Source organism: Streptomyces sp. NPDC026377, from assembly GCF_055567715.1.
In genome coordinates this window covers 1-13365 of the sequence record NZ_JBVHPV010000038.1, presented here as the reverse complement: position 1 = coordinate 13365, position 13365 = coordinate 1, and the positions used below count along the sequence as shown (strand labels likewise).

Here is a 13365-nt window from a genome sequence, read left to right as displayed (position 1 = left end):
GGGGGGGGGGGGGGGGGGGGGGGGGGGGGGGGGGGGGGGGGGGGGGGCGGGGGGGGGGGGGGGGGCGGGGGGGGGCCCCCCGGGGGGGGGGGGGGGGGCGGGGCGGGGGGGGCCCCCCCCCCCCACGCCCAGGTGCTCAGGTACCTCACGCCACGGGCGGGTTGTCCTGTCCACCGTCCTGCCGGTCCGAACCCAGCTGTTGCTTCAGCTTGTCCTGGGCCGTGTCCACCTGGCTGCTGTACTTGCTCTGCGTCCTGTCGTCGACGAAGTCACCGGCGCGGTCGACACCCTGACCCGCCTGGTCCTCGTGCCCCTTGAGCATTTGCTTGAGCTTGTCCATGACGGACATGTCGTGTCCTCCTAGAGCAGACAGCCCCCGGACTCCAGGATCACACCTTCCCCCGCCACTCCGCATCCGGGCGGCGGAACACAGGAGGTCACCGGCCGGGCAGGGCCACGACAGGTGCCGACACCCGGGGCTCCCGTTTCCTCGGCAGCCCGTACGCCCTACCGTCGCGCCGCCGCCACGAAGGCACGGATCAGCCGCTCCGACTTCACCCCTCGCTCGCTCTCCACCCCGCTGGAGACGTCCACCCCCCACGCCCCGGTGGCCTCGACCGCCTGCCGGACGTTCCCCGGGTGCAGACCCCCCGCGAGCAGCCAGCGGCCCGTGGGGGCGGTGAACCGGGGCGAGGCCCAGTTCCAGGGTCTGCCCGAGCCGGGGTCGGGGGCGTCGAGCAGCAGCACGTCCTCCTCCAGCTCTCCGGTGCCGACCGGCCTCTCCCCGGCGGAGGTGGCCCGGATCAGGGTGCGGCCCGGTGCGCGCAGGGCCCGGTAGTGCTCGGGGCCCTCGTCACCGTGGAACTGGACGGCACGGATGCCGCTCTCCTCGGTCAGCCGCCGGACCTCCTCCACCGGCTGTCCCCGGAAGACACCCACCGTCAGCACGTGCCGCGGCACCCGTTCGCCCAGGCGCCGGGCGGTTCCGGCGTCCACCGTGCGCGGGCTGTCCGCGAAGACGAACCCCACCGCGTCGGCCCCGGCCTCCACGGCCGCGTCCACATCGCGCTCGGTCCGCAGACCGCAGATCTTGACGAAGAGATCGCTCATGGCCCCAGTCAACCAAACCGCCCGGCCCCGGACGGCCGGTCCGCACACCTGTCGATCCGCCGCCGTGCGGGACCGCGCGGAGGGCGGGAAGGGGTGGTCATGGGGGCGCGCGAAGTGCCGTACAGTTGTGTTCACCGACGCGGGGTGGAGCAGCTCGGTAGCTCGCTGGGCTCATAACCCAGAGGTCGCAGGTTCAAATCCTGTCCCCGCTACTGCCCGAAGAGGCCCGTATCCCCTGGGATACGGGCCTCTTCGTCTGTCCGTCCCTCCGTACGCCTCAGAGCGCGCGGTCGAGCAGTGCGAGCAGGGCCTCCCAGTGGCGGGCGTCGGCGTCGGCGTCGTAGGCCGCGGTGTCGGCCTGGGTGAAGCCGTGCTGGGCGCCCGTGTAAACCTCGGCCCGGTGACGTACCCCGGCCGCCGAGAGCGCCTTGTTCAGGCGGTCGATCTGTTCGGCGGGCATGCCCGGGTCCTGGTCGGCGTGGCCGAAGTACAGCTCCGCGGTGATCCGCTCGGCGAGCAGGTGCGGGCTGTCGGGGGCGTCGGTCGCCATCCGGCCGCCGTGGAAGCCGGCGGCCGCCGCGACCCGCTCGGGGAACGATCCGGCGGTGCGCAGGGCGAGGCCCGCGCCCATGCAGTAGCCGGTGACGCCCACCGGCCCGTCGGTGGTCAGCGGGGACTGCGCGAGCCAGCGCAGATACGCCTCCGCGTCCCGTACGACCACCTCGGAGGTGAGGGCGAATATCTGCGGGCCCAGGGCCTCGAAGAGGTCCGGCCGCTGCTGCGGGTCGATGAAGTCGGGCAGCTCGACGACGGGCGCGCGGCCCGCACGGTAGAACACGTTGGGGACCAGGACGGTGTATCCGGCCGCCGCGATGCGGTCGGCCATCCCCTTGAGGTGGGGGCGGAGCCCGAAGGCGTCCATGTAGAGCAGGACCCCGGGGTGCGGGGCGTCGTCGTCGGGGTGGACGAGGTAGGCGTCGGCGGTGCCGTCCTGCGTGGGGATGTCCACGGAGGATCCGAGCACTGTGGTCATGAACGTCTCTCTTCTCGTTCGGTGTTGCACGCGGGACACCTCGCCAGCGTGTCACAACCACCGGGACGCGAAGATCCTTTTCTTGCCGTTCCGCACCGGTTGAGCGGATCCGGTGGGCGGCGTTTTCCGGCCGATTCCCGTTCCTCGGGCCGGAATTGACCCCGCCGGGGCGGTGGCGGCGGTGGAGCCGCCGCACACCGTCCCGGTGCGTCCGCGCCGACGCGGAGCCGGTCGGACGCCCGAGGGCGTCAGGTCAGGACGACGACCTTGTGCATGCCCTCGGCGACGTGCGGGATCCCGGTCTTGTCGTCCGGCACGAAGCAGAGCAGCGCATAGGTGCCCGGCGGCAGGTGGTGGGTCTCCAGGAGCGCGGTGCGTCCCGGCGAGATGGCGCCGAGGCCGAGCGAGGGTCCGGTGAACGGCGGCCGGCCCGAGGAGTTGGAGGCGAAGAACTTCTGGAGCTGGGCGTCGGTGGTGCCCGGCTTGACGGGCTGGAGGCCCATCTCGTGGATCTCGTCCGAGGCGTTGTGGACCAGGACGCTCTCCCTGGCCTTGCGCAGGCCGTTGACGTCGAAGCGGGGTCCCTTCGCGGTCTCGCGGGTGATCACGATGCTGTCGGGGAAGTCCGCCAGGTCGCCGGAGGAGCCGTCGCGCAGGTGCAGCACCCGGGTGACGGGGTGGGCCGGGTCGGCGAGGAAGGCGGTGAAGTCCAGGAGGACGACGGGGCCGGCGCCGACCGGGGTGGTGAAGGTCTCCGACACGGAGGGAGTGACCTGCGCGCCGCCGAACAGCTCCGCCTCGTCGCGCACCGCGGAGATGCCCCGCGCGGCGGCGGCGGGCTTGCGGCTGACGGCCTTGCCCAGATCGGCGAGGACCTTGCGTACGGAGACACCGCGGTGCGGCCGGAAGGCCTGGAGGAAGTGGCCCTTGGGGTCGTCGGTCCGTACGTGGAAGGCCACCAGGCCGGCCTGCGCCGTGTCCGGGGCGTGGATGCCCGAGGGCCCGATCGCCACCTCCACCCGGCTGCCGTGGTGGCCGCCGTGCTCCTCGCCACGGGCGGTGGCGTCGGCGGTGGCGGCGCCACCGAGGGCGGTGGCGAGGGCCAGGGCGGCGGCTGCCGCCGCCCTGGTTCCGCTGCGCAGCAGTGCGGTACGCATGAGTCTCCTGTCGTCGTGTGCCCCCCGTCACAGGGCAGCACCTCCGGCGCTGAGTGACCGTCAGCCACGCAGACGACGGAGCCGATCGGGGTATCCCGCGACCGGCCCGGGGTGTCCACCACCCGGCCCGCGCTCAGCCCGGGGTGTCCACCGCCCGGTCGACGAGGGCCACGGCGGCGCCGGTGTACCGCGCCGGGTCGCACAGCTCGGCCAGCTCCCCGGGGGTGAGGTGGCCGCGCAGTTCCTCGGACTCGGCGAGCACGTCCGCCAGCGGCCGGCCGGTCCTCTGGGCCGTGTGCGAGGCCCGGGTCAGTGCCTGTCTGGCCTCGGCCCTGCCCAGCCGCGGCGCCAGGACGGCCGCGATCCGCTCGGAGACGATCAGGCCGCCGGTCAGCGCCAGGTTCTGGGCCATCCGCTCCGGCCGCACCTCGATGCCCTCGGCCAGTTCGACCAGGGTGTGGGTGGCGCCGCCGGTCAGCCGCAGGCACTCGCGCAGCAACTGCCACTCGGCGTGCCAGGCCCCGGCGGAGCGCTCGTCCTCGCCGAGTACGCACTGGGTGACGCCCGCGGCCAGCACCGGCACCTGGAGCGCCGCGCTGCGCAGCAGGGTCGCCAGGACGGGGTTGCGCTTGTGCGGCATGGCGGAGGAGCCGCCGCGTCCGGTGACCGCCGGCTCGGCGACCTCCCCGACCTCGGTCCGGGTCAGCGACTGCACGTCCACGGCGATCTTTCCGAGGGCGACGGCCGTGAAGGCCAGGGCGGCGGCGAGGTCCGCGACGGGGGTGCGCAGGGTGTGCCAGGGCAGGCCGCCCGCGGCGAGTCCCGTCTCCCGTGCGAAGGCCTCGGTGAGCCGTGCCGTGTACTCCCCCGGCTCCAGCGGGCCCGTACCGTCCAGCCGCGCGTACTCCAGGTATCCGGCGAGCGTTCCCGCCGCCCCGCCCAGGGAGACGGGCAGCCCGCCGTCCAGGACGCGCTCCAGGCGCAGACCGGCGTCGAGGATCAGCTGCCGCCAGCCCGCGGCCTTCAGCCCGAAGGTGGTGGGGACGGCGTGCAGGGCCAGGGTGCGGCCCGCCATGGTGGTGTCGCGGTGGCGCCGGGCGAGAGCGGCCAGCGCGTCGGCGGACCTGGCGAGGTCGGCGCGCATCAGCAGCAGTGCCCGCCGGGCCACCAGCATCGCGCCGGTGTCGAAGATGTCCTGGCTGGTGGAGCCGCGGTGGACGTAGTGCGCGGCGGCCGGGTCCACGGCGGCGACGCGCCGGCTCAGCGCCCGCACCAGGCCCACGACCGGGTTGGCGGTCTCGCGCGCGGCCAGCGCCAGCTCCCTGAGGTCGAGGTGCTCGGCGCGCGCCTGGGCGCCGATGATCTCGGCGGCCTCCTTGGGCAGCGTGCCGAGCCCGGCCTGGGCTCGGGCCAGCGCGGCCTCGGCGTCGAGCATCGCCTGGAGCCACGCCAGGTCGCCGACGGCCTCCTCGACCGGGGTTCCGGCACGGACCGGCGAGAGCAGACCGGAGTCCGGCGGGCTGTCGGGGCGGCGGGTCATACGAGAGCTCCTTGGAGACGGTCGGCGGCGGCCGACGCGGTGGGACGGGGTGCGAGGGTGAGCACCGCGCGGGCGATGGCGTCGGAGTCGGCCAGGGTCACCGAGTCCACCCCGGGCCGGATCCCGGCCGCGGTCACCCAGTGCACGGCCTCCGTGGGCACCCCGTAGGCGAACCGGCGCGGGTGTGCCCGGCCCCGGGCGTCACGGACGCGGTAGGGGCGCTCGGCCACGGCGAGGCCCCCGGTCTCGTACCAGTCGCCCCCGGCGGTGGGCACGCGGTGGTTGACGGCCTGCCCGGTGGCGACCAGGTGCTGGAGGAGCGGGTCGGCGGCGCGCCGCAGATCCGCCTCCGGCAGCCGCGCCTCGATCAGCACCCGGGCCCGCACGGGCGGCCCCGGGACGGTCCGGGAGTGGGCGACGAAGGCGGGGTCGACGGTGTCGATGCGTATCTCGGTCCCCGGGCCGGTCAGTTCGAGGACGCCCGCCTCGATGAGCGCGATCATCTCCTCGATGCGCGAGGTGGGCGGGCCGATGGAGAGGAAGGCGTTGAGCGGTGTGTACCAGCCGTCGAGTTCGTCGCGGTGCGAGTCGCCGTGCAGTCCGCTGTGGTCGACGGCGAGCCTGACCTCGTTGCGCAGGTCGCGCAGGACGTCGAGGGCGGCTTTGAGGGGCCCGCTGAGGTTGCCCCGCCGGGCCTCGCGCACATCGTCGCGCAGGTAGCGCAGCAGCCAGTCGCGGAACGTGTCCCGGTCGGCGAACTCCCGCTCCCCGTACGGGTGCGAGAGCCGCTCCCAGCTCCAGCGCTCCGCTTGGGGTACGCCGGCCGCGTCGAGCAGGGCGCCGCGGCCCTCGGCGCTCTCACACGCCAGGAACCGGTCGACCAGGGCCGGGCGCTCGGCGTCGCGGCCGTGAGCGGTGAGCCAGGTGCCGTAGTAGACGCTCTCCACCTCACGGGTGATCAGGGGCCACAACTCCTCGCGCAGCCCGATGCGTTGGCCGCGCGCGGCCCGCTCGCGCAGCTTCTCGACGTGCTCGGGGGTGAGCAGCCGCGGGAGATGGCGTTCGGAGGCGCCCTTCTCGTTCTCGCCGCGGGCGTGGTACGGCACACCCCGGCGCGACGTGGCGTACATCATGGGCTCCTGCCCCGAGGGGCGGTACACCAGCCGCCCCGCGACCCGTGCGAAGGAGCCGCCGCGCCCCTGGGTGAGCAGGGTCATGTGGTCGAAGAAGGTGAGTCCGAGCCCGCGCAGCAGAACCGGCTCGCCCGCCGCGACGACGCCGAGGTCGAGGTCGGCGGGGTTGGCGGGCTGGAGGTAGCGCAGCGCGTGGACCCGGGCGAGGCTGGCCGTCCGCTCCTCGCGGGCGGTGGGACGTACCGGGACGTGGCCCTGGGCGAGGACCACGGCGTCCAGACCGCTGAGCCAGGATCCGTCGGAGAGGCCGACGGCCTGCTCGCAGTCGGCCTCGCCGTGGCTGTCCGCGAGGGCGACGGCACGCGAGCGGTGGAGGTGGACCGTGACGTGTGCGGGGGCGCGCCGGACCACCCGCTGGAACATCGCGGAGAGGTAGCTGCCGTAGAAGGCCCGGCTCGGGTAGGTGTTCGGCCCCAGGTCGCGGGCCTCGGCGAGGGTCTGCTCGTCGTGACCGGCGCGGTCGCCGGACGCGGTGATCTCCCGCGCCCACTCCTCCAGGGTGGGACCGGGCTCGACGGGCCCCTCGATGCGCGAGCCGGCGTCGGTGTGGACGGTGATCTGCGAGGCGACGGTGTTCATCAGCAGCAACCGGGACTGGTCGGTGCGCCACACGGCGCCGGCGCCGGGCTCGCACGGCTCCACCACATGGACGGTCACCGCGGAGTGCGCCGGGCGCGCACGCTCGTTGGCGCACAGCCGCTCCAGCACCGACAGACCGCGCGGACCGGCGCCGACCAGGCACACCGTCCTGGGAACCTCACTCCTCATACCCACACTCTCCTGTCGTCCTGCCCGGTGCCTTCGGGGGTGGCGAGGAGCGACTTGCGCGGAACCGGGCGGTTCGGCGCTGCTTGTCGTTCCTCACAGCGGGACGATAGCCACGGTGAGGTCGCGAGATCCAAGATGACCGGTCAACTGCGGCACCGCACAGAGGCGTTGACGGGGCGGTACCCAACTCGGGAGATCACGGAGAAGCGCAGGTCGGCGCGGGTGCGCCGGGCGCACCCGGATGGCGGCGGCATATCGCGCGGGCGGGCATCGGCCCGCACGATGGACAAGCGGACGCAGGCGGTCCGCACAGCGGAGCCGTCCGTGTGGAGGTGCGGGAGCGATGTGGCGACCTGATGGCTGGGACGTACGGGTGCGCGTCGGGGTGCTCACCCCGCACGGCGATGTGGGCCCCGAGTCGGAGTTGCGCGCGATGGCGCCGCCCGACGTGGGCGTGCACGCCGCCCGGGTGCCGTTCGGCGCCATGCGTTCCGGGGGCGCGATGGGCGCCACGATCCCGCTCGCGCCGGTACGGGCCTTCGCCGAACCGCCGCAGGTGGACGAGGCCGCCGCCCAGCTGGCCGCCGCGCCCCTGGCCGCCATCGGCTACGCCTTCACCAGCTCCGCGTACGTCATCGGCGCGGACGGTGAGGCGGCGATGCTCGACCGGCTTGCGGCCCGCACCGACGGGCTGCCCGTGGTCGCCACCTGCGCCTCGACGGTGGAGGCCCTGCGTCTGCTGGGCGCCGCCCGGATCTGCGTGGTGGATCCGCCGTGGTTCGACCGCGAGCTCAATGGTCTGGGCCGCGCCTACTACGAGGCCGCCGGATTCGACGTACGCTTCTCCGCCCCCTGCGCCCTCCCCAGTGGGCAGTCCCTCATCCGTCCGGGCCAGCTGCACGACTGGGTGGCCGCCCACGCGCCCGAGGAGACGGAGGCCGTCGTGGTGGGCGGCAACGGCTTCCGCGCGGTCGGAATGGTGGAGCGTCTCGAATCCACCCTGGGGCGACCGGTGTTGACGGCCAATCAGGTACTGCTGTGGGCGGTGCTGCGTGCGGCCGACAGCCACACCGAGGCGATCACGGGCTACGGAAGACTGTTCGCGCTGGACACGCCCGCCTTGTAGGAGGCGGCCTCCAGCACCGCCACCAGGGCCGCTCCCTTCACCGTGGCGGCATCACTCGGCCACCCGCAGGACGATCTTGCCCCGGGTGCGGCCCGAGGCCTGATCGCGGTGGGCCCGAGCCACCTCCGCCAGCGGCAGCACCGAGGCCACCTCGACCTTGATCGCACCGGAGTCGATCAGCCCGGCCAGGGTGGTCAGGGCCGTGCCGTCCGGCTCCACCAGGAACGGCCTGGCGCGCACACCGGCAGCGGCGGCCTTCTCGGCGAGCTCGCCGGACACCCCGGAGGGGACGGCGACCAGCAGGCCGCCCGGACGCAGCACGCCGAGGGAGCGCGTGCTGGTGCTGTCGATCTCGTCACCGACGAGGTCGACGACCACGTCGGCGCCGGAGACCGCCTGCTCGAAGGGGACGGCGGTGTAGTCGACGACCTCGTCGGCGCCGAGCTCCCGCAGCCACGGGTGCTTGCCCGCGCTGGCGGTGGCGGTCACATGGGCGCCGAGGTGCTTGGCGATCTGGACGGCGAAGTGACCCACGCCACCCGCCGCGGCGTGGACGAGCACGCGCTGACCCGGGCGTACGTCGGCGGTGTCCACCAGGATCTGCCAGGCGGTGAGCGCGGCGAGCGGGACGGCCGCGGCCTCGTCGTGGTCCAGGGAGGCGGGCTTGCGGGCGAACTGGCGGGCGGGGGCGGTGACGTACTCGCCGTAGCCGCCGGCGGCGCGCGGGAACCACGGCATGCCGTACACCTCCTCGCCCACCTCCAGGGTGTGCACGCCGAAGCCGATCTCCTCGACCACGCCGGAGACGTCCCAGCCGAGGACGAACGGCGGCTCCCCGAGGACGCCCGCCATGCCGCCGCCCTCGCGCGTCTTCACGTCGACCGGGTTGACTCCGGCGGAGACGACCCGCACCAGGACCTCGGTCGGCAGCGGCACGGGCCGGGGCGCCTCGGCGACCTCCAGGACCTCGGGGCCGCCGAAGGCGGACTGGGTGACGGTGCGCATCGTGGGGGTGGGGTGGGACATGGCTGACTCCTCGAATGCGGGCGACCGGCGCCCGCGCGGTGAACGATGCGGCAAAGCTATGGGAGGGGTAGTAGTAACCTGCAAGGGCACCTACTATCTTTTGGATAGCGTCGACTCGATCGCGTCCCCGCGCGGAGGAACCCCCCATGAGCACGAACTGCGGCACCGGCAGCCACGACAAACACGATGTCTACGCGGCGCTGTGCCCCTGCCGGAACGTGCTGGAGCTGCTGGCCAACAAGTGGAGCGCGCTGGCGATCGGCGCCATGGAGGACGGTCCGGTACGGTTCGGCGCACTCCAGCGCGTGCTCCAGGGGGTCAGCCCCAAGGTACTCACCCAGACGCTGCGCCGCCTGGAAGAGGCGGGGCTGGTGTCGCGCACGGTGTATCCGGCCGTGCCCCCGCACGTCGAGTACGCCCTGACCGAGCTGGGCCGCAGCGCGGCCGAGCCGCTGGCGCACATGCGTGACTGGGCGGAACGGAACGTGGATCTGCTGTACGCGGGGCAGTAGGGCCGACCGGGGACTCCCGAAGGCGGGCGGCGCCCGGCACTGCCCACCGAGGGGGAAGGTCACAGGTCCTGCGGCCACTCCACCGCGTAGTACCTCAGCCACGCGTCCTGCGCGACGAGGCTCATCCCCGCCGCGGTCATCACCCGCTGGGAGGCGATGTTGGAATGGGCCGTGTCACCCTTCACGCGGGTGACGCCCTGGGCACGGGCGAACAGCAGCAGGGCGCGCAGGGCTTCGGTGGCGTAACCCCTGCCCCGCACCGAAGGCACCAGGCCGTAGCCGATGGTGACGGTCCCGTCGAGGTCGGGTGCTCCGTGGAAGCCCAGACCGCCGATGGCGTGGCCGTCCTCGCGACGGAGGATCTCGTACGCGCCGAACGGCTGCGGATCCCCCTGGCCCTCGCAGGTCTCCAGATAGCGCAGGGCTCCGGCGGTGTCGGCCTCGGTGGGGTATCCGGGCGCCCAGTACGCGTTCCCACCCGGCTCGTCCTCGGTCAGCGCCAGCGCTTCCTCGACGCTCATGGGGTGCAGGACGAGCCGTGGGGTGACGAGACATTCCATACCCGGTGGGATATCACCCGGTATGACGCGTCGCAATCGGATCGCCCCGGGCGGCCGCTCGGATCCTCATGAACGCCGTTGTCTGTTACGGGAGTTCATCGGGCCGGGCGACGGACGCGCGGATGCCGGGCAGCACCTTCTCGCCGAGGATCTGCCGGAGCTGGCACTCGATCAGGTCCACGCCCGTCGCACCGGCGACCGCGTCCACGAGTTCGCCGCCGCCGGTACGCAGACGCACCGCGGTGACCTGCGGTCCGCGCCCGGTGAGGACGACCTCGGTGTGGGTGGGCCCGAACTCCACGCCCAGCGCGTCCAGCGCGGCACCGACGCGCCTGTGGACCGCCTCCTCCTGCGCGGGCTCCAGCGGTGGGGGCACCACCTGCCCCCGCGTGGCCGGGCCGACGGGACCGGAGGACGTGCGGGTGGTGGCGACGACCACGTGCTCGCCCCGCTCCGAGAACGCCTCCACGCCGTACGCGACTCCCCCGGGGTCCGTCTCCGCTTCGGGCTGCACACCGGCCCGGGCGAGCCGCCGCCGCATCGCCCGTCTGTCCGCGACGAGTTCGACGACGTCGGGGGTGTACCAGTCGAGCCCCAGCACCTGGGCGACCAGCGCCGCCTGCGGCCGGCAGTCGTCGAAGAAGCAGCCGATCCGGGTCACCGGCTCGACGGCGTCGACGGCCCGGGCCAGCGCGATCCACTCCTCGTCGGAGGCATCCGGGCCCACCACGACGATCCGGCCGTGGTCGTCGGTGTCGTCCATCGCCGCGAGGTGTCCGGGCCAGCACAGGACGGAGGTGGTGACCCTCTGTCCGGCCGTCTCGCCGAACGCGCGCATACGGGCCGGTATACCGTGCCCCGCGCCGAACACCAGCACATGCTCCGTCACAGCCACCCCTCCCCACCCTTCCGTGATCTTTTCCGTAGCACCGCCAACTGTCAAGCGTGGTGCGCCACTTCGGGGGCCGGAGGCCGGGGGGCGAGAGGCGGGAGCGACCGAGATCCACGCCAAGCCCGGGGTGGTGAAGAGGCGCGGCCGGGCAACCCGTACGGGTCTCCACTCTCGGGGCGCCGCAGCACCACCCGCCTCCGCCACCCACCTCCAACCCGCCCGTCCGCCTCGCAGGCGTCGCCTCGCAGACGCTTCGAGAAGCCGGGTGAAGCCGTGAGGCGCCTGGAGAAGAAGCCCGGAAACGTCGGCAAGGGACCCTCACCAGGCGGCCTACGGTGTGAGGGAACGGTGCGGTGTCGGCCGGGCCTGGGGCATTCCGGCCGCGCTGCGGTGTATGCAGGAGGGATGGATCTCCGGGCACTGGGCGCACGCCGCCACCCGTCCCACGGGCTGCGTCGCGCACTGCTCGCCACGCCGTTCGCGCTCATCGCGATCATCTCGGTCGTGGACGTCGAGGTGCCGCCCGACGTCCACCTCGGGCCGTTCCTGGCGGCCCCGCCCGCCCTCACGGCGTCCTTCGCCGGGCCGAGGACGACGGGCCTCGTCGGCCTCGTCGCCGTCCTCGCCCAGGTGGGGGTGGCGATGCTGCGCGGCAGCGTCACCGACCTCAACCACTCCTTCCAGATCATCTCCCTCGTCCTGATCTCGGTGTTCGTGACGCTCTTCGCTCATCTGCGTGAGGTGCACGAGAGGGAGCTCGTCCAACTGCGTCTGGTGGCCGAGGCCGCGCAGCAGGTGGTGCTGCGGCCCCTGCGGGAGCGGATCGGCCCGTTGCGGATGGCGTCGGTGTACCTGGCGGCGGAGGCCGAGGCGCAGATCGGCGGCGACCTCTACGCCGCCGCCCGCACCGCGCGCGGCACCCGGCTGCTCATCGGCGACGTACGCGGCAAGGGCCTGGAGGCCGTGGGGGACGCGGCGGTTGTCCTGGGCGCCTTCCGGGCCTCGGCCCACCAGGAGGACGAGCTGTCCGGCCTGGTGGCCTATCTGGAGGGCGCCGTCGGCCATGAACCGGACGGCGTCGGTGCCGAGAACGGCGGCGAGGAGGAGGGCTACGACCGGGGCGAGGCGTTCATCACCGCTGCCGTCCTCGACGTACCCGACGACCGCCGGACGCTGAGCCTCGTCAACTGCGGACACCCGCCACCTCTGATCCTGCGCGGCAGCCGGGTCCTCTCCCTCGACGTCACCCGTCCGGCACCGCCGCTCGGCCTCTGCGAACTGGCCGGGTCCGAGGGGCCCGGGGGGTGTGCCTTCCCGGCGGAGACCTTCGCATTCGAGAAGGGCGACCTCCTGCTGCTCTACACGGACGGCGTCATCGAGGCCCGTGACGACGCCGGGGCGTTCTACCCGCTGGCCGAGCGCATGGCCACGTGGGCGGCCACCGGCCCTCACACCCCCCGCGCCCTCCTTCGCCATCTCTGCGACGACCTGCTCGCCCATGCGTCCGGACGCCGCCTGGGAGACGACGCCGCGATGGTGGCGATCGAGCGACTGGGGTGAGTCGGCGCCGGCCCGTCAGGGTGGTGCGACTGGCCGGGCCAGGACGTCTGCCCATGCGGCGGAGCCCCGCGTGTGCCGCGACGCAGCGGCACACGCGGGGCTCCCCTACGCCAGTCTCCCGCCCTACGGATTGACGTTGACGACCTTCATCTCCAGCGGGTAGCCGGACGTCCCGCAGTTGAGCGTGGACGCCTTCTCCCTACCGAGCTTGCGGTAGCCCTGGTCACCCTTGTACGGGCCGTTCACCCGGCCGGGACCGGCGCACTTGGCCTGCACATACCAGGTTCCGTTGCCGTGCGAACACCAGCCGACGGCCACGTGGTCATTGGTGTGCGACACATACGCGCTGCACCCCGTCGGCCCGACGGCCGCGTTCGCCGAGGAAGCGGTGCCCAGCATCACGCCCGCCGCCAGCAGCCCCACCGCCGAAGCCATGCCGCCCAGCCTCTTCGCCATGTCGTTCATGCGTTCTCACTCCCCGTGTAAAAGTGCGACTTGCATGAGTGAGGCTAGTGCGATCGTGGTGGATTCGCCTCCTACTAAAAGATGATGACGAACTGCGCTCCATGCTTCTCACTTCCCGCCAACGGCCGGTCTTCCGAGCACAGTTGCGTGCATACGTCGTGGCATGCGCCGCGTCTCCGATCGGGACCGGTGCCACTCCGCCGGGAATCCCACCCCGGAAAACGCGCGCGGGGGGGGGGGGGGGGGGGGGGGGGGGGGGGGGGGGGGGGGGGGGGGGGGGGGGGGGGGGGGGGGGGGGGGGGGGGGGGGGGGGGGGGGGCCCGGGCCCCGGCGGGGGGGGGCGCCCCCCCGGGGGGGGCCCCCCCCCCCCCCCGACGGGTTCGCCTCCGTCAACGCTCTCGGGCAGAACGGCACCTACGGCGG

General features: G+C 73.6%; 13 protein-coding genes and 1 tRNA gene. 4 read left to right on the top strand and 10 right to left on the bottom strand.

Features of this window, described 5'->3' with window-relative positions; all coding sequences use genetic code 11:
• Positions 1-145: 145 nt before the first annotated feature.
• Positions 146-349 (bottom strand): antitoxin, encoded by a 204-nt coding sequence (locus ACZ4MU_RS34980; RefSeq protein WP_467883625.1) that lies wholly within the window; start codon positions 347-349, stop codon positions 146-148.
• Between the two features lie 158 nt (positions 350-507).
• Positions 508-1110, bottom strand: a complete 603-nt coding sequence (locus tag ACZ4MU_RS34975) for a phosphoribosylanthranilate isomerase (protein ID WP_467883623.1) — start codon at positions 1108-1110, stop codon at positions 508-510.
• Between the two features lie 138 nt (positions 1111-1248).
• Between ACZ4MU_RS34975 and ACZ4MU_RS34970 the strand changes: the two genes are divergently transcribed.
• Positions 1249-1322 (top strand) — tRNA-Met (locus ACZ4MU_RS34970).
• 65 nt (positions 1323-1387) lie between these two features.
• On the opposite strand, the gene ACZ4MU_RS34965 is transcribed toward ACZ4MU_RS34970, so the two are convergent.
• The 4 genes from ACZ4MU_RS34965 to ACZ4MU_RS34950 all read right to left on the bottom strand — a co-directional run bounded on the left by ACZ4MU_RS34965 (position 1388) and on the right by ACZ4MU_RS34950 (position 6801).
• Positions 1388-2143, bottom strand: coding sequence for a dienelactone hydrolase family protein (locus tag ACZ4MU_RS34965; RefSeq protein ID WP_467883621.1), 756 nt, complete (start codon positions 2141-2143; stop codon positions 1388-1390).
• Positions 2144-2391: 248 nt separating this feature from the next.
• Positions 2392-3300 (bottom strand): hypothetical protein, encoded by a 909-nt coding sequence (locus ACZ4MU_RS34960; RefSeq protein ID WP_467883619.1) that lies wholly within the window; start codon positions 3298-3300, stop codon positions 2392-2394.
• A gap of 133 nt (positions 3301-3433) precedes the next feature.
• Entirely contained in the window at positions 3434-4840 is a 1407-nt protein-coding gene (locus ACZ4MU_RS34955) for a nitrosuccinate lyase (RefSeq protein ID WP_467883617.1), read from the bottom strand.
• A complete protein-coding gene (locus tag ACZ4MU_RS34950; RefSeq protein ID WP_467883615.1) occupies positions 4837-6801 on the bottom strand; it encodes an FAD/NAD(P)-binding protein in 1965 nt (654 codons plus the stop codon). Before ACZ4MU_RS34950 ends, ACZ4MU_RS34955 begins: the two co-directional genes overlap by 4 nt.
• Positions 6802-7144: 343 nt before the next feature.
• Here ACZ4MU_RS34950 and ACZ4MU_RS34945 point away from each other — a divergent pair, with 343 nt between their 5' ends.
• Positions 7145-7927 (top strand): maleate cis-trans isomerase family protein, encoded by a 783-nt coding sequence (locus ACZ4MU_RS34945; protein WP_467883613.1) that lies wholly within the window; start codon positions 7145-7147, stop codon positions 7925-7927.
• A gap of 51 nt (positions 7928-7978) precedes the next feature.
• Here ACZ4MU_RS34945 and ACZ4MU_RS34940 read toward each other — a convergent pair whose 3' ends face one another.
• Positions 7979-8953 carry an NADP-dependent oxidoreductase gene (locus ACZ4MU_RS34940; protein WP_467883611.1) on the bottom strand — a complete coding sequence of 325 codons (975 nt, stop codon included), beginning with the start codon at positions 8951-8953 and terminating at the stop codon, positions 7979-7981.
• Between the two features lie 146 nt (positions 8954-9099).
• On the opposite strand from ACZ4MU_RS34940, the gene ACZ4MU_RS34935 reads away from it, so the two are divergent.
• Complete coding sequence (locus tag ACZ4MU_RS34935) at positions 9100-9465, top strand: winged helix-turn-helix transcriptional regulator (protein WP_467883609.1); 366 nt, start codon at positions 9100-9102, stop codon at positions 9463-9465.
• Between the two features lie 59 nt (positions 9466-9524).
• On the opposite strand, the gene ACZ4MU_RS34930 is transcribed toward ACZ4MU_RS34935, so the two are convergent.
• Both ACZ4MU_RS34930 and ACZ4MU_RS34925 read right to left on the bottom strand, forming a co-directional pair.
• On the bottom strand, positions 9525-10025 hold the full coding sequence (locus ACZ4MU_RS34930) for a GNAT family N-acetyltransferase (RefSeq protein WP_467883607.1): 501 nt from the start codon (positions 10023-10025) through the stop codon (positions 9525-9527).
• Positions 10026-10110: 85 nt separating this feature from the next.
• Positions 10111-10914 (bottom strand): ATP-grasp domain-containing protein, encoded by an 804-nt coding sequence (locus ACZ4MU_RS34925; RefSeq protein WP_467883605.1) that lies wholly within the window; start codon positions 10912-10914, stop codon positions 10111-10113.
• A gap of 408 nt (positions 10915-11322) precedes the next feature.
• Here ACZ4MU_RS34925 and ACZ4MU_RS34920 point away from each other — a divergent pair, with 408 nt between their 5' ends.
• Positions 11323-12477 carry a PP2C family protein-serine/threonine phosphatase gene (locus ACZ4MU_RS34920; RefSeq protein WP_467883603.1) on the top strand — a complete coding sequence of 385 codons (1155 nt, stop codon included), beginning with the start codon at positions 11323-11325 and terminating at the stop codon, positions 12475-12477.
• Between the two features lie 123 nt (positions 12478-12600).
• Here ACZ4MU_RS34920 and ACZ4MU_RS34915 read toward each other — a convergent pair whose 3' ends face one another.
• Entirely contained in the window at positions 12601-12942 is a 342-nt protein-coding gene (locus tag ACZ4MU_RS34915; RefSeq protein WP_467883601.1) for a hypothetical protein, read from the bottom strand.
• Positions 12943-13365: the final 423 nt, after the last annotated feature.